Raw genomic sequence first — 20853 nt, forward strand, 5'->3', positions numbered from 1 at the left:
GGTGATGAACAGGGGGCTGAATCTGTTACAATCATTCATACAAGAGAAGATATCCTGCGATAATCAATTCGTAGATTATCGATACTCGTTGAAAATTCAAAGAGGAAGTTTACCGAATGGAACCCAAGAAGTACGCACATATCGACATCCGCGTCCCGGCGCATCGCAACAGCCTGCTGGAAAAAGCCCTGGCGTTGATCAACGAGGATGTCGAAATCAAGACTCTGTGGCGCATCAATAACATCAACGCCATCGACCGGTTGGGTATGACCGATCACGGAGCCGTCCATTTTCAAATCGTCGCCAATATCGCGCTGCGCCTGGCGCGCATCCTTGAGAAGAACGATGTCGTCATGTCGGTTGCCCGCGATTATGAGCTTTCGAATGATTATTCAGAGCTGGTCATTTTACTGGCCAGCCTTTTCCACGACCTGGGCATGTCCGTCAGCCGCGAAGGCCATGAAGAGTACAGCCTGTTTCTGGCGAACAGCATCCTGCACCGGATCCTGGATTTCCTGCCGGTCGAGGAAAGAACGATTGTGATCTCGGAAACACTGCACGCCATCATCGCCCACCGCAGCGGCGGCACGCCCTACACCGTCGAGGCCGGCATCGTGCGGGTGGCGGACGCCCTGGATATGAGCGAGGGCCGTTCGCGTATTCCCTACCAGGCCGGTAAGATGGATATCCATTCCGTTTCGGCGGCTGCGATCGACAAGGTCGAAATCCAGGAGGGGACGGACAAACCCATTCAGATCAACATCTGGATGAACAACAACGCGGGCATCTTTCAGGTGGATGAGCTGCTGCGCCGCAAGCTGATCGGATCTGGAATCGAGAAATATGTCAAGGTCAGCGCTTACCTGGTCGAGGGCGAGGAGAAGAAGCTGTTCAAGGAATTTCAAACCCAGTGAGGGCTTGAAACGAAATTTTCGAGCGAAGGCTGAAGCAAAGTAAAAAAAATCTACCCGACCGGGTAGATTTTTTTATCGTAAATCCGAACTCTAGAAGGGGAAATCGTACTGCGACAAACCCAATTCGGATTGCAGGAACTTGATTTCCTTTTGCAGGTTGGGAATGATCGGGACGCCGTCCCGGCGGATGATCTTTTCTTTCTCATATTCTTTTTCGCCGGCCGTATAAATGCGCGTCTGGCCGGGCGCCTTGGTGGAAGCGCGCAGTTCGCGCAGGATTTCACCCGTGGTGCGCTTGAATTCGTCTACCGGGCAGAATTGCTCGATGTCGATGGCCATGAAGAAGTGTCCCAACTTGAACGGCTGCTTACTGCTGTCCGGGGCGATGCCGGTCAGACCATACATGAAGGCGCCACCCTGCAGGGAAGCCGAGAGGATTTCGACCATGGTGCCCAGGCCGTAACCCTTATAACCGGCCAGGGTTTCGCCTTCGCCGCCCAGCGGGAGAAACGCCGCCAGGCCCTTATCCAATCCGGTCATGACCTGGTTCGGGTCGGTGATGGGCTGGTTGTTCTGGTCGATAACCCAACCGGACGGAATGGGCTTCTCCTCGCGGACCTTGATTTCGATCTTGCCGCGCTGGGAGATTGGCGTCGATCCGTCGTACAGGAAGGGGCATTCCTCGTCCGTCGGCGCGCCGAAGGCAATCGGATTGGTGCCGAGCATGGGCTGCACGCCGAAGGTGGGGGCCGTGGCGGGGCGGGCATTGGTGAAGGCCATGCCGATCATGCCTTCCCGGATGGCCATCAGCGGGTAGTAGCCGGCGATGCCAAAATGGGTCGAATTGCGCACGGCCACCGAACCCATACCATAGGTGCGCGCCTTGTCGATGGCCATCTGCATGGCCTTGTGGGCCACCACCATGCCCATGCCGTGATGCCCATCCAGCACGGCCGTCGTCGGTCCTTCGCGGATGACCTCGATTTCGGTGACGACTTTGTGTTGCCCGGCCTTGATTCGGTCGTAGTAATACTTCAGGCGGCCGATACCATGCGATTCGATGCCGCGCAGGTCTGAGGTGATGATGACATCGACACACGTTTCAGCATCATCGGGAGGGACGCCGAGCGCCAAGAGCACATCCTTCATGAAACTGCGCAGCGTGCCGACCGGAATATGGGGTACATTCTTGTCCATGGGGGTTCCTTTATAACAATTTCGTAGAGAAGCCGGGTGGTTGTGTTTTCGTAGAATGTCTGGCCCGAACCGGGGATCAGACCGAATGGGGGTTGAGCGCGTCGTTCAGGCCGTCGCCCAGCAGATTCCAGCCGATTCCGAACAGAACAATGGCCAGGGTGGCCGGCAGGAACACCCACCAGTAGGTGAGAATGCCGCCGGGAGCATAGATCCAATCCCGGCCGGTGACCAGCAGGGTGGCCCAGGGCGAACCCTGCCCAAAGCCGATGAAAACGAAGGTCGCCTGAAGAACGACCATGCTGCCAATGTCCCGGGCTGCCAGGACGATCATGGGGGCGATGGCGTTCGGGATCAGGTGGCGGACGATGATGCGGGAAGGCCGGTCGCCTGAAGTTTTGGCGGCCTGGACGTAATCGACGTCCTTGAGGCGCAGAACGGTCGTGTTCATGACGCGCGCGTACGGCATCCAGGAAAAGAGAATCAGGGCAATGGCGACGGAATCGATCTTCAGTAACAGATCAAAAGTGGCCTTGATACCTGCGGGTACCTCGTACGGTAAGCCGTTTACCATATATACATAAATGCCCGTTAGGGAGTATTGGATTCCCATATTGTCGATAGCGATGGTGATCAATTGCTGGATCAAAACGACACCGGCAATGACCGGAAAAGCCAGAAATGCATCCGTCATGCGCATCAGGAAGCTATTCAGAAAACCGCCGAAATACCCGCTGACGGCGCCGATCAACACTCCGATAACCGCGCAAATGAGGGTTATGGTCAGGCCAAAGAAAAGCGCCGAACGGGCGCCCCATACCAGGCCGTGATAGACGCTGATCTGTCGGGGCAGGGTGCCAAGGGGCGCCTCGGGGCTGGGCGGATGGGGGCGGAGATCCGTGTTCGATCCGACCACCTTCATCGGGCCCGGATTGCGGGAATCGACGGGGGATAACAGCGGGGCGGCAATTGCCATTCCGATGAAGGCGAGGACCAGCAGCATCCCCAGCCAGTTTTGCCAGCGTGAGAAGAAAATGCGCGCTATCCTCATATCAGGCCTTCTCTCGCAGGCGTGGATCCAGGCTGTACTGGACCAGATCCAGAATGCTCATCAGGATCAGAACGAGGATCACGCTGAAAACGGCAAACCCCAAAGAAGCCGGCGCATCCGGAATACCTCCCATGCTTTGCACGGCGATATACGAGATGCCCGGATAATTGAAGATGATTTCCGAGACGAAGACGCCGGTCAGCAGGGAGGCGGCTGAGACCATGCTGCTGGAAAAGGCGGGGGATATGGCGTTGCGCAGCATGTGCTGCCAGACGATGCTGCGTTCGGTGACGCCGCGCGCCCGGGCCGCCATGACGTAATCCTGGTTGGCTTCTTCGATCATCGTGGCGCGCGTGATGCGTCCCAACGTGGCCCATTGGGCCAGCGCCAGGGTGATGACCGGCATGACCAGGTGGCGCAGGGCATCCAGACTGATATCCGGCCGGCCGTTGAGCAGACCGTCCAGAATCATGAACCCGGTCAGCCCGTGGAACTGGTCGGAATGCAGGTAGGAATAATATTGCGAACTGAACCGCTCGGGGGCGAACCAGTGCAGGTTGATATAGAATATCGCCATCATGAGGATGGCCAGGATAAAGGGCGGCAGCGACGTGGCGGTGAAGGCGGAAAATCGGAAGAGATGATCGGAAGGCCTGTTTTTACGGTGACCGGCGATGACGCCGCTGATGATGCCAAGCGGAATATAGACCAGGATCGACAGCAGGATCAATTCGGCGGTCGCCGGGGCCCTCTGCAGGATGGCGCTGAAGACCTCCTCGTTGAGCGTCGGGCTGTAGCCCCAGTTGCCCTGGAACAGACTGACCATCCAAAAATAATATTGCACCGGATAAGGGGCGTCCAGGTGATACTTTTCGATGATGTTTGCGATCACAGTATCATAAGTCTTTTCGCTCACGCGCGGCGGCAGATAGAGAGTCGCCCGGGATTTTACCGGGGTCAACATCGCGGTGGCATACAGCAAAGCGGTGATGATGAAAAATGTGAGCAGCTGGGAAAGGAATCGTTTAAATAGATGCTGGAAGAAAAGTAGCATGTCGATGTCGATGTCTGGGGGATGAAATTGTTTAGAACTGCCTGGAACTTTTGAATTGTATCACATCTCCCAATCGGGCGTCGCATTGGGGCGCAGTGCCTGATTTGCCAGGGGACCGCCGAACCCTTTCCTTATTGACGGACCTCCTGAACCTCAAAAAAACAAAGCCCTTCAGCCCTTGACTTGCCAAGGTTAAAAAGATTAATATCATACCTAAATACACCTTTTTTGATCAAAAAGGGGAGAGCATGGCAAGTAAACCAAAGCCTACCGCAATGACATCCAGTGATGACCGCACCGTAAAGGCCGCCCAGGCTGTATTACGCGGGAAGAGCAAAAAGGGCCGATTTGCCAGCCTGCTTCCTTTTCTGGGGCCGGCCTTCATTGCCAGCGTAGCCTATGTGGATCCCGGCAACTTTGCCACGAACATCGCCGGCGGGGCCGAGTTCGGGTACACCCTGTTGTGGGTCATCGTCGCCAGCAATCTGATGGCGATCCTGATCCAGACCCTGTCGGCAAAACTGGGAATTGCCACTGGATTGAACCTGGCCGAACAATGCCGCAAACACTTCCGGCCCGGATTCGTCAAGTTTTTATGGGTGCTGATGGAGCTGGTCGCCATGGCCACCGACCTGGCCGAGTTTTTGGGCGCGGCCATTGGATTCAATCTCCTGCTGCACATTCCACTCTGGCTGGCGGGAATTCTGACCGGCATTACCACCTTCTTGATCCTTGGATTGGAACGCAAGGGATTCCGGCCGCTCGAGGCGGTCATTTCGGCCATGGTCGGCGTGGTGGCGGTCAGCTACGTCATCGAAACCATCATCGACAAGCCGGATTGGGGGAATGTGCTCTACCACGCGGTCGTGCCTACCTTGAAAGGTCCCGAAAGCGTGATTCTGGCGACAGGTATTCTGGGGGCAACCGTGATGCCGCATGCCATATTCCTGCACAGCGCCCTGATGCAGGGGCGGGTCAAGGTCAAGAAGCCGGCCCAGCTCAAACGTTTGTTCCGGTTCGAGCTCGCGGACGTGCTCATCGCGATGAGTGTCGCCAGCCTGATTAACGGCGCCATGCTCATCATGGCGGCTTCGGCATTTCACAGCCAGGGATTGACGAACGTCGGAAGCATTCAGGAAGCGTACAAGACGCTCGAACCGTTGCTGGGAAAAGCGGCCCAGAGCGTCTTTGCGATCTCGCTGCTGGCTTCGGGACTTTCCAGCGCTTCAGTGGGTACCATGGCGGGCCAGGTGATTATGCAGGGCTTCCTGCACCTGGATATTCCGGTCTGGATCCGCCGCCTGGTGACCATGGTGCCATCCATGATCGTGATCGCCATTGGCTTGGACCCCAGCCGTACCCTGGTCATCAGCCAGGTGCTGCTGAGTTTTGGGCTGCCCTTTGCCATCATCCCGCTGGTCATTTTCACCAGCCAGAAGAAGATCATGGGGGCGCTGGTGAATCACAAAATAACCACCATCCTGGCGTCCGGCGTGGCCGGGCTGATCGTGGTCCTGAATATCTACCTGTTGTACACCACGTTTACTGGAGGGTAATCATGTTTGAACATATCCTTGTGCCTTTGGATGGTTCGGGATTGGCTGAAGCGGCCATCCCTCCAGCAGCGGCGTTGAGCCGGAAACTCGGTTCGGAAGTGACCCTGTTGCATGTGATCGAGAAAAACGCTCCACCGGAAATTCACGGTCAAAGGCATTTGACGGCTGAAGAGGATGCGCGTAGATATCTGAAAGAAATAGCAGAAGGCCATTTCTTTGATCCCAGCGTGCAGGTCAACACGCACGTTCACGCCGAAGAGCAAAGCCAGGTGGCGCGCAGCATTGTGGAGCACAGCCATGAATTCAAACCGGATCTGATCATCCTGTGCGCGCACGGGGCAGGGGGGCTGCGCGATTTTGTCGTTGGCAGCATTCCCCAGCAGGTGATTTCGGCCGGGACGGTGCCGGTGCTGTTACTGCAGCCCGAAACGGGAACCGAATACCAATCGCTCGAATTCAAGCGCCTGTTGGTGGCCCTGGACGGTGAGTCGGATCACGATTACAGCCTGGTCGTGGCCGGCGAACTCGCCCGGAAAATCGAGGCGGAACTGCACCTGATCCGGGTCGTGCCCACGCTCTCCACGCTCAACGCCGAGGATGCCGCCAGCGGAACGCTTCTGCCGGCCGCAACCAACGCGATGCTCGAGATCGCCGAGGACGAGGCCTGCGAATACCTGCAGGAGAAAGTGAATGCCCTGACGGCGGCTGGGATCGCGGCCGGCGCCGAAGTCCAACGTGGCGATCCGGCGATAGAGGTTGTGAATGCGGCCGACCGCCAGGAAGCAGACCTGATCCTGCTGGCCACACATGGGAAGAAAGGCATGGGGGCATTGTGGGCGGGCAGCGTCGCGCCGCAAATCGTCGCCCGCACCCACCGGCCAATTTTGCTCGTGCCGGTCGCAGCCTAGAAGGCCGTCATCCCAGGTTCGCCTGCAGGATATTGCCCGTCGAAAAGATCACACTTGACGGGCGGAATGTATATGATTATAGTTAATTAAATTAACTGTTAAGTAAGTTAATTATAGGACCAGATCATGGCTTCAACTGAAAACCTTCAAAAGACCATCGAACGTTTCTGGGATACGATTCCGCGGGTGTGGGGAAGTGTGCGCTGCGTTGCCCGGAAGAATGCGGCCCAATATTTCGACCTCTCCCTGATCCAGTTTGATATCTTACGCCACATCCGCCGCGGGGCGCACTCCGTGGCCGAACTGGCGGAACGGCAGCAGATCAGCCGGCCGGCCATCAGCCAGGCGGTGGATCTGCTGGTGGAAAAGGGCCTCGTCTCCCGCAGTCCCGGGGCAACCGACCGGCGCTACGTCCGGTTGGAACTGACCGGCAGCGGAGAACGGCTCATCGCAGAACTCTACATCAAGAACCGGGCGTGGATGGCCGAAAAATTGAGTGTGCTTTCCGATGCGGAGCTTGAAACGGTCATCGATGCCATGCAAATCTTGAAGAAAGCGCTCGACCCATCGACCCGCTGATCTTACTGGTGGTGAACCGATCATGTATGAAGTAAAACGAATTCTACACTTCGTAAAACCCTATCGAAAACTGGCCTTGATTTCCCTGGTGATGCTGCTCATCATGGTCGTATCCGACCTTTCGATTCCGCGCCTGGTCGAACGAATCATCGATCAGGGTATCCGGCAGAACAACCTGCAGGTCGTCCTGCAAACCTCGGCCATCATGCTGGTCATCTCGGTCATCAACACCTATGTCGCGGTGTTGAACAATAACTTTTCGGTGCGCACCGGAGAAAGCACTGCGCGGGATATTCGCGAAGCGATTTTCGTCAAAATCCAGGAGCTTTCTTACGGCGATCTGGACCGCTTCAGCACCGGCAAGTTGATGGTTCGCCTGACCAGCGACGCCAGCGCCGTTCAACGTCTCGTTCAGGTTTCGCTCCGCATTGGAACCCGGGCCCCCTTGCTGGGAATCGGCAGCATCATCCTTATGTTCATCACCAGCCGCACCCTGGCCACGGCCATGATTCCCTTGCTGCTGGTTGCTTCGATCATCATCATTTTCTTCAGCATCAAGATGGAGCCCCTCTTCCGGATTGTCCAGCTCAAGCTGGACCGCCTGAATACGGTCCTGCAGGAGAACATTGCCGGAGCGAGACTGGTGAAGGCGTTCGTGCGCGGCGATCATGAGGCGCAGCGTTTCCGTGCGGCCAACGAGGAACTGACCGATGAAACGGTGCGGGTCATGCAGTACATGTCCTCCATGTCCCCCTTGCTCACCATTTTCATCAATTTCGGCGTTGTGCTGGTCATCTGGTTCGGAGGCCGGCAGGCGATCCAGGGAAGTCTGCAACTGGGCCAAATCGTGGCTTTCATCAATTACCTGCTTACCACGATGACGCCGCTCATCATGATGACGCAGCTTTCCAATACCTGGGCAAACGGCCTGGCGTCTGCCAGACGCATCAATGAAGTTTTGGATGTCGATCCTGAAGTACCTCAGTCCCGTAAAGCCATGGCCCTACCTGCTCAAACCCGGAATCAGGTCGATTTTCAAGAGGTCGCCTTTCATTACCGCGGCAACAGCAATCTCGATGTGCTCGAAGGGATCAATCTACAGGCAGAGCCCGGGCAGACCGTGGCGCTGTTGGGGGCAACCGGGGCGGGTAAGTCTTCCCTGATCAACCTGATCCCTCGATTTTACGACGCCACGCGTGGCCAAGTGAATGTCGACGACAGGAATGTCCGCGATTTGCGCGAGGATTCGCTTCTGGCTCACATTGGCATCGTTCCGCAGGAAACGATCCTGTTCTCCGGCACCATTCGGGAAAATATTGCCTACGGCAAACCGGACGCAACCGAGGAGGAGGTCATCGCGGCCGCGAAAATCGCCCAGGCGCACGATTTCATCCTGCACCTGCCGCAGGGCTACGACACGCACGTGGAGGAACGCGGCGCCAACCTCTCGGGCGGCCAAAAGCAGCGCATCGCCATCGCCCGGTCCATCATTACCCGGCCGCCCATCCTGATTCTGGATGATGCCACCAGTTCGGTGGATGTGGAAACGGAAACGCAAATCCAGGATGCCTTGAATGAGACGAAGGACGACCGGACCACTTTCGTGGTCGCACAGCGCATCAGCACCGTTTTGAACGCCGATAAAATCGTCGTCCTGGATAAGGGCCGGATCATGGCCGAAGGGAAACACGCTGATTTGATCAAGACCAGCCCGATCTACCAGGAAATCTACGAATCGCAGCTTGGAAACGGATTTTCGGGACCGGAAGGGGAGAAAACCAGATGAATCGACCTTCCGATGTCCGATCCAGCCTGCAACGCCGGCCGAGCCAATTGGGCCGGATCGAAAAAGCCCAAAATCCAACTCGGGCTCTGATGCGGCTTTGGCCTTACCTGGCCGAATTTCGGCTGAGATTGATCCTGGTGATCGTTTGCGTGGTCCTTTCGACCTTGCTCGGACTGGTCGGGCCTTACCTCATGGGCGTGGCCATCGACCGCTACATCACCGGCAAAGATCCGGCCGGATTGCTGACCACGGCACTGTGGATGCTTGCGGCGTATGTCCTCAGCAACGTCTTCAACGCAGTATCCAACTGGATCATGGCGCGCCTTTCACAACTGGCGCTTCGAAACCTGCGCCGCGACCTGTTTGCGCATTTGCAGGTCCAATCCATGCGGTTTTTCGATTCGAACCCGGCCGGGAATCTGATGAGCCGTCTGACCAATGATATCGACGCCATCAATCAGGCCGTATCCCAGAATATCACCTCCCTGATCACCAGTATCCTGACCATGGGCGGCATCATCATCACTATGTTCGTCCTCGACTACTGGTTGGCGCTGGCCAGTCTATTGGTCATTCCCATCATGTTCTGGTTTACGCAGTTCGTGGCCCGCTACACCCGCAAGGGCTTCCGCGATTTGCAGAACAGCCTGGGCGGGCTGAACAGCATCGCTGAGGAAGTCATCAGCGGTGAAAAGGTGATCAAGGCTTTTCGGCGTAATGAAAGCGTGATCGCGGCGTTTCGCAAGCAGAACGATGCCGTCTTCCGGGCGGGCGTATCTGCCAACTCGTATGCCCTGCTGCTGATGCCGTTGACCAGCGTGCTGGGCAACTTCTTCGTCATCGTGCTGGCCGGCCTGGGCGGGTTTCTGGCTCTGCAGGGGCTGGTGAGTGTGGGCACGATCGCCACGTTCATCAACTACGCTCAGAACTTCATCTCGCCGCTGCGCCAGATCGCCAACCTGTATAACTCGATCCAGGCCGCGCTGGCCGGCGCGGAACGGGTGTTCGAGATCATCGATACCCCGCCTGAAATCCAGGATGCCCCGGACGCGGTTGCGTTGGAAACGATCCGCGGGGATGTGCGCCTGGACCACGTCAATTTTGGCTACGTCAGCGGCCAACCGGTCATCAAGGATATGTCCCTCCAGGCAAAGGCCGGCCAGACCATTGCCCTGGTTGGCCCGACCGGCGCCGGCAAGACCACCATCATCAACCTCCTCAACCGTTTCTATGAAATCCAGGGCGGCGGCATTTCCATCGACGGGCATGACATCCGGACAATTCGGAAGGCCGACCTGCGCCGCCACCTGGGGATGGTGCTGCAGGATACTTTCCTCTTCTCGGACACCGTCATGGAGAACATCCGCTACGGCAGGCTGGACGCCAGCGACGATGAGGTCATCCGGGCGGCGGAGATGGCCGACGCCGATCACTTCATCCGGCAATTGCCGCAGGGGTACCAGACACAATTGTCCGAACGCGCCAGCAACCTCAGCCAGGGCCAGCGCCAACTGCTGGCCATCGCTCGGGCCATCCTGGCGGATCCCGCGATCCTGATCCTGGATGAGGCCACCAGCAGCGTGGACACGCGAACCGAGGCGCGCATTCAGAAATCCCTGCTGCGCCTGATGCAGGGCCGCACCAGTTTCGTCATCGCGCATCGCCTGAGCACCATTCGGGACGCCGACAACGTGATCGTCATCAATAACGGCGGAATCGTCGAACAGGGGACCCAGCCGGAATTGCTGGCGAAAAAGGGCTTCTACCACCATCTGTATCTCAGCCAGTTCAAAGGGAACGCCATCTGAGGCGTGGGGATGCAACGGCGGTGGGTGGATATCGGCCGGTTCAATCCACAGAAATCTTCCAACGCGGGTTGTAGAATGAATTGGGAGGTTGGGGATTGAAGAATATTCTTGGCCCGGTGAAGAAAAGACGGGTGTGGGGGAATATCCTCACCCTGGCCCTGCTCGGGCTGGGCGTCTATTTGATTCTTCCCCAAATCACGGTTCTCGAAAATTCAATTCACACGCTGCTGAGCCTGCTCCTCTGGGCGGTTGGCCTGGCTTTTGTGACGCAGGGCCTGAGCTATCTGGGCAGCGGGTACCTGCTTCAAAAGATGCTCGAAATCTCGCATCAGGCCGTTGTTTTGACGCGCAGCACGCTCATCGTTCTGGGATCGGCCAGCGTCGCGCTGGTGGCGGGTGGTTCGGTGGGCAGTTCGGCGGCCATTTTCCGCTGGTCGGGTCATAAGAACACCAACGTGGCGGGCGCAACCCTGGCGAGCCTGCTGCCTTCTCTTTTCACCAGCCTCATGCTGGTCTTATTTTCGATCTTCGGGCTGGCTCACCTGATTCTCGTGCACGGGCTGACGGAAATCCAGGTGATCGGCTTCAGCATCACCATCGCATTTCTGGGGCTGGTCATCCTGGGCACGTTACTGGCGAGTCATTTTCGCAACCAGGTTTCCCGCGTGATTCTTGGCCTGTCCCTTGGAATTGCGAAATTGCTTCACCGGCCCAATCCGCAGGCAGCCGTCCGAAAGGGGATGGAAAATATATTCTCAGCCTGGGATGAATTGCGGATGGGCAAATGGCACCGGTTGATGTTGGGCGCCTTCCTGAATGTCTTCTTCGATCTGCTCACGCTTTACTTCCTGTTCATCGCCGCCGGGGTTCAAATCAGCCTCGGCGTTTTGCTTTCGGGTTACGCGCTGCCCCTGCTGCTGGGCAGGCTGGCCTTTATTCTGCCGGGTGGGGTCGGGGTGGTCGAGAGCAGTATGGCCGGGCTTTACGCCAGCCTGGGCATACCGGATGCCACCGCGGTGGTTGTGGTCCTGGCCTACCGGTTGATTTCGTTCTGGATCCCAAGCCTTTCCGGGTTCCCGATTGCGGCCTACCTGGAGAACACCAGCCGGTAATCCGGATTTCGATCGAAAAAGGATATTGACTTCGGGCATTGTTTTCTATATACTGATTATGTCAGTCAGTCGACTGACCGACTGACTGTAAAAAATCTTACTCAAAGGGAAATTCGCATGTGCGCAGTTACCCGCCGCGACCCCCAACTCCGCCTTGAAATTGTGAACGCTGCGCGCCTTTTGATCACGGAAAAAGGGGTAGACAGTACCTCGCTGGCCGATATCGCTCGAACGGTGGGCATCAGCAAGGGTACCCTGTTTTATTACTATGCCACCAAGGCGGATTTGATCTTTGATGTCACCGATCAGTACTTCGATCAGACGACCCGGACTTTGAATGCCTGGGTCGATGAGGTACACGATGCGCTCACCGCGAACGAAATCTTCAGCCATGTTTTTCATACGATCATCGAAGATGAACTGCGCAGCAAACTGCACCACTATTTGATCGAACAGGCGCTGACCGAAAACGGCAATTTGAAAGACCGTTTTCTTGAGAAATATCAGGAATGGACCGAAGTGATCCGCACCGGTCTCAGCCGGGTATTCCCGGCGAACGGCGATCAGGAGGTTCTGGCGATGATCGTCATCTCCTGTCTGGACGGCCTGATTCTGCAGGCTGTTTTGGGGAATAAGAGCATTCCCATCGAGGCGATCGTCACTCACCTGTCTACATCGGCCGCTGAAAAATAAACCCACACCGATTCACAACCCCGATTCCTTTCACCTGGGAGCATTGAATGGACGCACACAACTTCCCCGATATTCCTCCCCGCCGGAAACCCTTCAAAAGGGCCATCAATCAGATCGTCCTGTTTGTGTTGGGGCGGGCGCTCCAATCGCTTTCGCACAGCGACCCGCTGGTGCAGCAGGAGGTCAGCACCTGGCCGGAAAACCTGACCTTGATGATGGTCATCCGCCCGGACGGCGGCAGCCTGGCCGTCACGCGCGGGGAGGGCGGCCGCCTGATCTATCGCGGCAGCCGGGTCCCGGAAGCGCAGGCGGACGTGGTGATCTACATCAAGAATGTCGACGGCGCCTTTGCCATGTTCACCGGCCAGCAGGGCATCGATGTGGCTTACGCCCAGCATGCCATGTGCGCGCGCGGCGACCTCTCCAACACCGTTTCGGTGGTGCGCGTGTTGAATATTGCCGAATCCTATCTGTTCCCGGCTTTCCTGGCCAGGCGCCTGATGAAAGAACTGCCGCCCATTCCTTTACTTCGCAAACACGGCCTGCGCATCAAAACGTATACGCTGGGTCTTCTTTTTGGCCTGTAACCTCGAGGAAAATAAAATGCTGCCCAATTACTATGAATTCTCCTTCCCGGTCAAAATCATTTCCGGGCACAAGGCCCTGAACAACCTGCCGGCCGAACTGGTGCAGGCCGGCGTCGCTCACCCGATGATCATCACCGACCCAGGCGTGGCCAGAGCCGGCCTGTCAAACGTGGTGCTGGACGCGTTTGCCGAGAGCGGCATCACCATCGGCGCGTTTTACGATCAAACCCCGCCCGAATCCTCGACCCTGATCGTGAACGACCTGGCCGGGGTGTACCGTGACAAGAAATGCGACTGCCTGATCGCCGTGGGCGGCGGGTCGGTGATCGACACGGCCAAGGGCGTGAACATCCTGGTCACGCACGGTGGGGACGATGTGCGCGATTTCCGCGGCGCCGAAACACTGGCCGGACCGCTGCGCCCCTTCTATACGGTGCCCACCACCTCCGGCACGGGTTCCGAAGCCACCAACTCGGCGGTCATCGCCGACCCCGAAAAGGGCGTGAAGATGCTGTTCGTCTCCGAGTTCCTGCTGCCGCGCGCGGCCATTCTGGATTCGCGCATGACCCTGACCCTGCCTCCCAAGTTGACGGCCGCCACCGGCATGGACGCGTTGACGCACGCCATGGAGTCCTATATCAGCATCCAGAAGAATCCGATGAGCGATGCCTATGCCTTTCAGGCGATTCGACTGGTCGGGCGCAATCTGCGCAGGGTGACCGCCCACCCGCAGGATCAGGACGGCCGCCTAGCATTGGCCAACGCCAGCACGATGGCCGGCACGGCATTTTCGAATTCCATGGTGGGCTGCGTGCATTCCATGGGACACGCCACCGGCGCGGTGGGGCATATCCCGCACGGTATCGCCATGAACATCTTCCTGCCCTTCGGGCTGGAGTTCAACCTGCCGCGCTGCGCGGAGGGCATCGGCGAGATGCTGCTGCCGCTGGCCGGGCCTGAAATCTACGCCGCGACGCCGGCGGCCGAACGCCCGGCTCAGACCATCGCGGAAGTGAAGCGCCTGAAGGACGATCTTTTCGAACTCTGCGGACTGCCGCGGACTTTGAAGGAAGCCGGGGTGGGATGGGATAAAATGGAACGCATCGCCCAACTGGCGATCAACGACGCTTCGGCCATGATGAACGCCATGGAATTGACCGTTCCGGCGGCGCTGAAGATTCTCGAAAAAGCCTACGAATAATCCGTGTGCGGGATAAAAGGTAAAGAGCCCATGATCAAAGGTGTAACCGGTAAGATTCTATGGGTCGATTTGACCCACGGGACTTGTTCTGAGGAGGCCGTTCCCGAGAAGGTTTATGAAAATTACCTCGCGGGCGTGGGGCTGGCGGCTTATTATCTCTACCAGCGCATTCCGGCCGGTGCGGACGCGCTTGGCCCGGACAATATCCTGGCCTTCGTCCCCGGCCTGTTGACCGGCACGGGTTCGCTGATGACCGGGCGCTGGCTGGCTGCGGCGAAGAGCCCGCTGACCGGCACCTGGGGGGACGCCAATTGCGGCGGAACGCTGTCGCCCGCCATCAAGCAGTGCGGCTACGATGGCATCTTCTTCAGCGGCATCAGCCCCAAGCCGGTCTATCTGTATGTGGATCACGCCCACGCCGAACTGCGGGATGCATCTGAGCTGTGGGGCATGGACTCGCGCGAAACCGAAAACCGGATCAAAAGCCAGTCCCCCCGCAAGGGTATTCACGTGGCCTGCATCGGCGGGGCCGGCGAGAAATGCTCGCTGATCGCCGGAATCGTCAACGACCAGGGACGCATGGCCGCCCGCAGCGGTCTGGGTGCCGTGATGGGCTCGAAGAAATTGAAAGCCGTGGCGCTGAGCGGTTCGCACCCCATTCCGGTGGCGGACCCGGCTGAGATGAAGCGCCTGAGCGGTCGTTTCTTGAAGTTCGCGCGTTTCCAACCGCCTTTCCTCAACGGGTATGGGATGCGTTTGCTGGGCGTGCTGATGCGCATCATGCCGCTGGCCATGCGTCAGGACGGCATGCTCTACAAGGTCCTGCTCAAGAAGTGGGGCACGGTCTCCATGAATGAGTTTTCGATCGAGACCGGCGACGCTCCCCTGCGCAACAGCGGCGGCAGCGACGTGGATTTCAACCCCAGGATGCATGCGCCGATCAACCCGGATCGTTTCAGCCTGCGCGAGGAGATGAAATACCATTGTTATTCCTGCCCGGTCGGCTGCGGCGGTATTTGCAAGCTGGATTCGAAGGGCGGGGAGACTCATAAACCGGAATACGAAACCGTGCTGGCCCTGGGCGGGCTGTTGATGAACACCGACCTGGATTCACTCTTCATCATGAACGAAAAGTTGAACCGGGCCGGCATGGACAGCATTTCGGCCGGCGGAACGCTGGCCTTCGCCATTGAGTGCTTCGAGAACGGCATTCTGACGCTGGAAGATACCGGCGGACTCGAACTGCGCTGGGGCAACACCGATGCCATCCTGGCCCTTCTCGACCTGATGATCGCCCGCCAGGGATTGGGCGCGGTGCTGGCAGATGGTTCGAAGCTTGCGGCCGAGCGCATCGGGCGCGACTCGGAGCGCTTTGCAGTCCATTCCGGCGGGCAGGAACCGGCCATGCACGATGCCCGCAACGATCCCGGTTTTGGCCTGCATTACGCCGTCGAACCCACGCCGGGCCGGCACACCATTGGCTCCATCCTGTACTACGAGATGTTCCAATTGTGGAGCCGGGTCAAGGGCGTCCCCCGTCCATCCTGGCGTTTCTATCCCAAGTCCCAAAAATACCGGCCCAGCCGCGAAAATGCTGCCATGGCAGCCGCGAACAGCCAGTTCAAAATGATCATGGACGGCGCGGGGCTATGCCTGTTTGGGGCGTTCATCGGCGTGCAGCGCATCCCGATCTTCGAATGGTTGAACGCCGCCACCGGTTGGAAAAAGACACCTGAAGAATATATGGAAATTGGGCGCAGAGTTCAAACCTTGCGCCAGGCCTTCAATGCCCGGCAGGGCGCGGACCTGCTGCACAAAATGAACGACCGCATCCTGGGCCGGCCGCCGCTGTTGGACGGCGCAAACGGCGGCAGAAGCGTGCCGTTGGAGAAATTGGTCCCACAATACTGGCGCGCCATGGGGTGGGATGAAAAGACCGGCCAGCCGCCGGTGGAAGATTTGCAGGCATTCTAATTCGTTGGGGCCTTGATTTACGAGGGGAGGACTCACTATGCCGTTTTCGATCATCGAAACCTGTACCGGGTGCACGGCCTGCGCCCGTAAGTGCCCGGTGAATGCCATCCGGGGAGAGCGGAAGCAGGAGCACGTTATCGATCCCAGCCTGTGCATCGAGTGCGGCGCCTGCGGCCGGATTTGCCCCAGCCAGGCGGTCCTGGATGCCAAAGGACAATTGGCGGAACGCATCCCGCCGGCGCGCTGGTTGAAACCGGTCTGGAAGTATTCGAGCTGCGTGGAATGCTGCATTTGCATCACGGCCTGCCCGACCGGTTCGATCAACCTGGCTGAGCACCAGGTTCCCAAAGACGGCCTGAAACCGTCCTATCCATTCCTGCAGACCAAAGAAACCTGTATCGGGTGCGGTTTCTGCGAAGAAAGCTGTCCGGCCTCCGCGATTAGCATGAAAGAACCACCCCCGGCCGCTGTTCTAGTGGCCGTATAGGTAGAAATTTTTTAACAATCGAAGGCACCCATTAATAATGGTGGAAATTATTCTTACCATTGCACTTTGTTACCTGCCTCGACAACCATTGATCGTTCGCTTCCGTCCGGAGACTGGTATGTGACGGTCAGCGGGTCTGGGCCGGAAAGGTGATTCACGGTCAGCCTCGTGCGGGTCACATCTACTGTAATCGTATGCCCGCCGAAGTTCAGCTTTTCAAGTTCGGCCATCTCCCAATCGACAGGTAATTGCGGCGCGACCCTGACAGCATGCAGATCAGCTCGTACCTGTACCCCCATTAAATCCTCCACCGTTCCGCGCAAGAAGGTCGCTCCCGACCATAATTGCAGAAAACTCAAACCGTCCGGGATCAATTCGTGAAACATGCCAATACTGCCGTAATCGAGTGTGGTGGACAATTGTTGCAGCATCTGGAAACCGAGCTCAGCCTGCCCATACCGATAAGCAGCCCGACTGAGTGTGGCGGTTGGGAGAGTCCACACTCGTTCATCGCTGCCAACGGTGTGTTTTAGCCCCCATTGATTCATATACTTTGCTTGCAAGGTAGTGAAGGTGGTAGCCGCGTGCTCTGGAGAGGCGAGCCCGACTTCCAGCGGCACGATTACTGCCCAGTGTGGCACAGGTTGCTGAGAATTGTCCGATTCATTCAGCGACATGGAATAGCAATTTTCTGCTGGATTCCACCACGCAGCATCAAATCCAGTAGCCAGCCTGTCTTTGCGGGTACGGGCGCGCATTTCTGTGGCTGTGTCGCCCATCGCACTCGCCATATTCTCTAATGCGCGCAGCGCTGCCCAAGTGTAAGCTGCGCTATCCAGTTTCTTCGCGCCCATGTCTTCTCGCTCGATCAGCCCTGATCCGGAGGGGTAACCGTCAGCACTGGGGTCAAGCTTGCCAAGTGTGTATTCCAGTAGTCCTTGAACAGCATTCGGGTAGACCGATTCGAGAAATGCCCGGTCTCCGGTCCAGCGATAAGCTTCCCACAGGGAAATAACCCAGAGAGGGGTTTCGGCCGCATTGCCATTCACCGCGATCGCGCCGGAGGGCGAACGTTGGTGCGGTACGCTGCCTAACAAATCGAACTTTGCCCCGATCTGGAGGTGGTTTTTACCAGACTGAACAAACCTGGCTGCCAATAAACCCTGGATGTCATAGGACCCATCAGCGCTGAACCAAAAGGGAAAAGTCTGTAACCCGGCGTAGAAGAAACGTCCCAACGCCCGGGATTCAGCTTCGAGCATTTGCAAGTTTGCGCGGGCAAGATCAAAGGCAGCATTAAAATGTGCGTCTGGACTGTGAAAACGCGGACCGCAAGTCAATAAATCGGCATATTGTGCCTGCTTCTCGGCCAGCAGGGACTCCCGTAATGGTAGCCAATCCTCTAGATTCTTCAGGGCGCGGGCAGCTCCCGACTCCATTTCCACCACTACTGCAATCGTCCAGGCCTGCACCGCGCCTGGTTCCAGGTGGGCGGCGTATTTCATCACCCCGACGGGGTGACCGTCCTGGCCGGTAGTAACCCTGACTTCTGCGGATTGTACTGCACCTCCAATTGCAATCGCCCACTTTTTGGGTAGTCGCAGCGCACGGGCGACCAGTCTCTCCCCTTTCACCTGGACCGTCTCACCATGGTTTGGCTGATCACCAAGTGTTGTGAATTGCGCGTCTCGCAAGTCAAAGTAAGCGAAGAATTTCACCCAAACATCGATGGGCCGGGTTCCATCATTGCGCATGGTGAGGGTTGTAAAAAGTGCCGGGCGATCCTTTGGCACGAAATCAGTTCGGAAGGCTGTCAGCGCTCCCCGGCGATACTCAAACTGAACGTCTGCAAAGGTCTGGGTGAAGCGTTCGGCATCGACAAGCGGCCAAATATCATCGACGCTCTCGATGATAAAAGTGTACCCATTTAGCGCCTTTACCGGTTGTGCCCAAACACCCTGGAGGCGATTCGCCAATGGATCGCCGACTTGCGGTTTGCCAAAGGCGTACAGGTCATAAGGGTTGCTTCTTGGACGAAAATTGCCATCAATGTCGCCGATGACATATAGCCATCGCCCGGTGTTCGCGAACATTGTGTCAGGCGCTGAGAAACGTTTCTGCTGGATCTCGCCCCAGTGAAGTTGTTGGATCATGAATGAGCCTATTTCATTTATTTTATGATTCTCTCTCAGCGCGGAGTTGTCTCCAGGACAATAAATTCAGCGCGATTGTGACTGGGCGTATGCAGCAAAACCGCAAGATCCGGAAGGAAATTCTGGGCATTCATAAGGATCAACGTAGTTGAAAGTTTTGCCGCTGAAAGATCCATGAATCGAATCTCTTGTAGATCGTAATATTACCAGTAAAAAGACTGATTCTACCTGGACACGGTTTTTGTATCCAAAATAATCTCTGTGAAAGGCTTTCGAACACCACGCCATCCGTGTCCCGATTGACAAAAACCCTCATGTCTGCTACCTTAAAGAGACAAAATGTATCGAATCCGCTGATGATTACATGATTTGCGGATTCATCGTTCGAACGCCAAAATAGATCCATTCCGCTTCTCAACTCTCGGGAAAGCTATTTATGCGATCGACTGGCGAAATGACGGACATTCAAGCCGCTCGCGAGTATCAGACACTCGCCGAGGCTGCCCGGGTTTTAAAACAACCCATTCCGCTTTCCAATATTCTAAATGCCATCCTCGAGAAAGTCTTCCCGGTCATCGGCCAGGCCGATTTTGGGGTGGTGATGATCTGGGACCAATCCTCGGGGTTGTTCCGGCCGTGGGCCAGTTATGGCTGCGACCCGGTGGGGGTAAAACGCATCGGATTACGGGCTGGCGAATCGATCACCGGCCGGGTGTTTGAGGAAGGCGTCGCGATGCTCCTGAACTCGCGCCAGGACGTGGAGCGTGAGATGGAGAACATGCGGCCGGGCAATTATTCCATCCTGTCACGCGCGGTCGGGCATGATTTCAAGACCACCTGCACCATCGCCGTGCCCATCTCCGTGGTCGCGCAGAAGTTCGGCGTGCTGGTGCTGGAAAGTCTCAGCGAAGGCCATCAGTTCCATCCCGAGGAGATCCCGTTTCTCCAATCCATGGCCGACCTGATGGCGATCGCCATCGATTATTCGCGCCAGGTCGCCAAAGCCGATCTCATCCGCCAGACCCGCGAGGCGGAGCAATTGCGCTCGGAATTGATCGCCACGCTCTCGCACGAGCTACGCATGCCCCTGACCACCATCAAGGGCTACGCGACCATGCTGTTGATGGACGAAGTCAAGTGGGAGAACAATCAGATCAATGAATACCTGCATCTGATCGACGAAGAGTGCGACAGCATGCAGTCCATGATCAAGAGCATCCTGGAATCTTCCCTGATCGACGTGAACCAGCTCAGCATCGAAGCCCAGCCGCTGCGCCTGGAGACGATTGCGCGCCAGGTGGCGGATGAAATCCAACGCCAGACGAGCGGCCATCGCCTGATCCTCGACCTGTCCTCCGGGCTGCCGCTGGTCAATGCCGATTCACGCTGGATCAAACAGGTCTTTCGGAATATTCTGGACAACGCCGTCAAATATTCGCCCAACGGCGGCCTGATCGTCATCCATGCCGAGGTTCGCAAGGAGGATGTCGTCGTCAGCATAGCCGACCAGGGCATCGGCATTTCACCCGAGGATTTGATCCCCATTTTCGAGAAATATTACCGGGTGCGCAACAACCATACCCGCTGCATCCCGGGGACGGGCCTGGGACTGCCCATCGCGCGCGCCATCGTCGAAGTCCACGGCGGGCGCATCTGGGCGGACAGCAAACTGGGCCAGGGGACGACCGTATTCTTCTCGCTGCCGATCCTGAAGATCAACACCGGGCCGCTTGCGCCGCTGGCTGCGCAGAACACCGACGATTTCGACCCGTGCGAGCCGGAATAGGAAATCCGCG

At 57.4% G+C, this 20853-nt stretch carries 17 protein-coding genes; 13 read left to right on the forward strand and 4 right to left on the reverse strand.

Annotation, left to right across the window (positions count from 1 at the left end; genetic code table 11):
- Positions 1–116 precede the first annotated feature (116 nt).
- Positions 117–914: an HD domain-containing protein gene (locus tag LARV_RS07230; RefSeq protein WP_075073004.1), complete on the forward strand. Its 798-nt coding sequence runs from the start codon at positions 117–119 to the stop codon at positions 912–914.
- A gap of 90 nt (positions 915–1004) precedes the next feature.
- Here the strand turns inward: LARV_RS07230 and LARV_RS07235 are convergent, their stop codons facing one another.
- The 3 genes from LARV_RS07235 to LARV_RS07245 form a co-directional block, all read right to left on the reverse strand.
- The gene (locus LARV_RS07235) at positions 1005–2111 is read right to left on the reverse strand and encodes an Ldh family oxidoreductase (protein ID WP_075073005.1); all 1107 of its coding nucleotides are present in this window, start codon (positions 2109–2111) and stop codon (positions 1005–1007) included.
- Between the two features lie 76 nt (positions 2112–2187).
- Positions 2188–3159 (reverse strand): ABC transporter permease, encoded by a 972-nt coding sequence (locus LARV_RS07240; RefSeq protein WP_075073006.1) that lies wholly within the window; start codon positions 3157–3159, stop codon positions 2188–2190.
- A gap of 1 nt (position 3160) precedes the next feature.
- Positions 3161–4213 carry an ABC transporter permease gene (locus tag LARV_RS07245; protein ID WP_075073007.1) on the reverse strand — a complete coding sequence of 351 codons (1053 nt, stop codon included), beginning with the start codon at positions 4211–4213 and terminating at the stop codon, positions 3161–3163.
- Between the two features lie 248 nt (positions 4214–4461).
- Between LARV_RS07245 and LARV_RS07250 the strand changes: the two genes are divergently transcribed.
- The 11 genes from LARV_RS07250 to LARV_RS07300 all read left to right on the forward strand — a co-directional run bounded on the left by LARV_RS07250 (position 4462) and on the right by LARV_RS07300 (position 16904).
- Positions 4462–5769: an Nramp family divalent metal transporter gene (locus tag LARV_RS07250; RefSeq protein ID WP_172797808.1), complete on the forward strand. Its 1308-nt coding sequence runs from the start codon at positions 4462–4464 to the stop codon at positions 5767–5769.
- Between the two features lie 2 nt (positions 5770–5771).
- Positions 5772–6677 (forward strand): universal stress protein, encoded by a 906-nt coding sequence (locus tag LARV_RS07255; protein ID WP_075073009.1) that lies wholly within the window; start codon positions 5772–5774, stop codon positions 6675–6677.
- 126 nt (positions 6678–6803) lie between these two features.
- A complete protein-coding gene (locus tag LARV_RS07260) occupies positions 6804–7256 on the forward strand; it encodes a MarR family winged helix-turn-helix transcriptional regulator (protein WP_075073010.1) in 453 nt (150 codons plus the stop codon).
- Between the two features lie 22 nt (positions 7257–7278).
- Positions 7279–9042, forward strand: coding sequence for an ABC transporter ATP-binding protein (locus LARV_RS07265; RefSeq protein WP_075073011.1), 1764 nt, complete (start codon positions 7279–7281; stop codon positions 9040–9042).
- Positions 9039–10850, forward strand: coding sequence for an ABC transporter ATP-binding protein (locus tag LARV_RS07270; protein WP_075073012.1), 1812 nt, complete (start codon positions 9039–9041; stop codon positions 10848–10850). The genes LARV_RS07265 and LARV_RS07270 overlap by 4 nt, the downstream gene beginning before the upstream one ends.
- A 95-nt stretch (positions 10851–10945) precedes the next feature.
- Positions 10946–11962 carry a TIGR00374 family protein gene (locus LARV_RS07275; RefSeq protein ID WP_075073013.1) on the forward strand — a complete coding sequence of 339 codons (1017 nt, stop codon included), beginning with the start codon at positions 10946–10948 and terminating at the stop codon, positions 11960–11962.
- 117 nt (positions 11963–12079) lie between these two features.
- On the forward strand, positions 12080–12655 hold the full coding sequence (locus LARV_RS07280) for a TetR/AcrR family transcriptional regulator (RefSeq protein WP_075073014.1): 576 nt from the start codon (positions 12080–12082) through the stop codon (positions 12653–12655).
- 47 nt (positions 12656–12702) lie between these two features.
- On the forward strand, positions 12703–13242 hold the full coding sequence (locus LARV_RS07285) for a hypothetical protein (protein WP_075073015.1): 540 nt from the start codon (positions 12703–12705) through the stop codon (positions 13240–13242).
- Positions 13243–13258: 16 nt separating this feature from the next.
- On the forward strand, positions 13259–14443 hold the full coding sequence (locus LARV_RS07290; RefSeq protein WP_075073016.1) for an iron-containing alcohol dehydrogenase: 1185 nt from the start codon (positions 13259–13261) through the stop codon (positions 14441–14443).
- 30 nt (positions 14444–14473) lie between these two features.
- The gene (locus tag LARV_RS07295) at positions 14474–16417 is read left to right on the forward strand and encodes an aldehyde ferredoxin oxidoreductase family protein (protein ID WP_075073017.1); all 1944 of its coding nucleotides are present in this window, start codon (positions 14474–14476) and stop codon (positions 16415–16417) included.
- A gap of 37 nt (positions 16418–16454) precedes the next feature.
- Complete coding sequence (locus LARV_RS07300) at positions 16455–16904, forward strand: 4Fe-4S binding protein (RefSeq protein WP_075073018.1); 450 nt, start codon at positions 16455–16457, stop codon at positions 16902–16904.
- A 53-nt stretch (positions 16905–16957) separates the two neighbouring features.
- On the opposite strand, the gene LARV_RS07305 is transcribed toward LARV_RS07300, so the two are convergent.
- Positions 16958–19057: a glycosyl hydrolase family 65 protein gene (locus tag LARV_RS07305; RefSeq protein WP_075073019.1), complete on the reverse strand. Its 2100-nt coding sequence runs from the start codon at positions 19055–19057 to the stop codon at positions 16958–16960.
- A gap of 436 nt (positions 19058–19493) precedes the next feature.
- On the opposite strand from LARV_RS07305, the gene LARV_RS07310 reads away from it, so the two are divergent.
- Complete coding sequence (locus LARV_RS07310; protein ID WP_075073020.1) at positions 19494–20843, forward strand: GAF domain-containing sensor histidine kinase; 1350 nt, start codon at positions 19494–19496, stop codon at positions 20841–20843.
- Positions 20844–20853 lie beyond the last annotated feature (10 nt).

Source organism: Longilinea arvoryzae, assembly GCF_001050235.1.
Lineage (GTDB): Bacteria > Chloroflexota > Anaerolineae > Anaerolineales > Anaerolineaceae > Longilinea > Longilinea arvoryzae.

Coding starts and splice junctions, on each gene's coding strand:
- LARV_RS07270 (WP_075073012.1), top strand. CDS start 9,039: ATGAATCGACCTTCCGATGTCCGATCCAGCCTGCAACGCCGGCCGAGC.
- LARV_RS07240 (WP_075073006.1), bottom strand. CDS start 3,159: ATGAGGATAGCGCGCATTTTCTTCTCACGCTGGCAAAACTGGCTGGGG.
- LARV_RS07260 (WP_075073010.1), top strand. CDS start 6,804: ATGGCTTCAACTGAAAACCTTCAAAAGACCATCGAACGTTTCTGGGAT.
- LARV_RS07305 (WP_075073019.1), bottom strand. CDS start 19,057: ATGATCCAACAACTTCACTGGGGCGAGATCCAGCAGAAACGTTTCTCA.
- LARV_RS07285 (WP_075073015.1), top strand. CDS start 12,703: ATGGACGCACACAACTTCCCCGATATTCCTCCCCGCCGGAAACCCTTC.
- LARV_RS07295 (WP_075073017.1), top strand. CDS start 14,474: ATGATCAAAGGTGTAACCGGTAAGATTCTATGGGTCGATTTGACCCAC.
- LARV_RS07280 (WP_075073014.1), top strand. CDS start 12,080: ATGTGCGCAGTTACCCGCCGCGACCCCCAACTCCGCCTTGAAATTGTG.
- LARV_RS07300 (WP_075073018.1), top strand. CDS start 16,455: ATGCCGTTTTCGATCATCGAAACCTGTACCGGGTGCACGGCCTGCGCC.
- LARV_RS07235 (WP_075073005.1), bottom strand. CDS start 2,111: ATGGACAAGAATGTACCCCATATTCCGGTCGGCACGCTGCGCAGTTTC.
- LARV_RS07250 (WP_172797808.1), top strand. CDS start 4,462: ATGGCAAGTAAACCAAAGCCTACCGCAATGACATCCAGTGATGACCGC.
- LARV_RS07290 (WP_075073016.1), top strand. CDS start 13,259: ATGCTGCCCAATTACTATGAATTCTCCTTCCCGGTCAAAATCATTTCC.
- LARV_RS07255 (WP_075073009.1), top strand. CDS start 5,772: ATGTTTGAACATATCCTTGTGCCTTTGGATGGTTCGGGATTGGCTGAA.
- LARV_RS07265 (WP_075073011.1), top strand. CDS start 7,279: ATGTATGAAGTAAAACGAATTCTACACTTCGTAAAACCCTATCGAAAA.
- LARV_RS07245 (WP_075073007.1), bottom strand. CDS start 4,213: ATGCTACTTTTCTTCCAGCATCTATTTAAACGATTCCTTTCCCAGCTG.
- LARV_RS07230 (WP_075073004.1), top strand. CDS start 117: ATGGAACCCAAGAAGTACGCACATATCGACATCCGCGTCCCGGCGCAT.
- LARV_RS07310 (WP_075073020.1), top strand. CDS start 19,494: ATGCGATCGACTGGCGAAATGACGGACATTCAAGCCGCTCGCGAGTAT.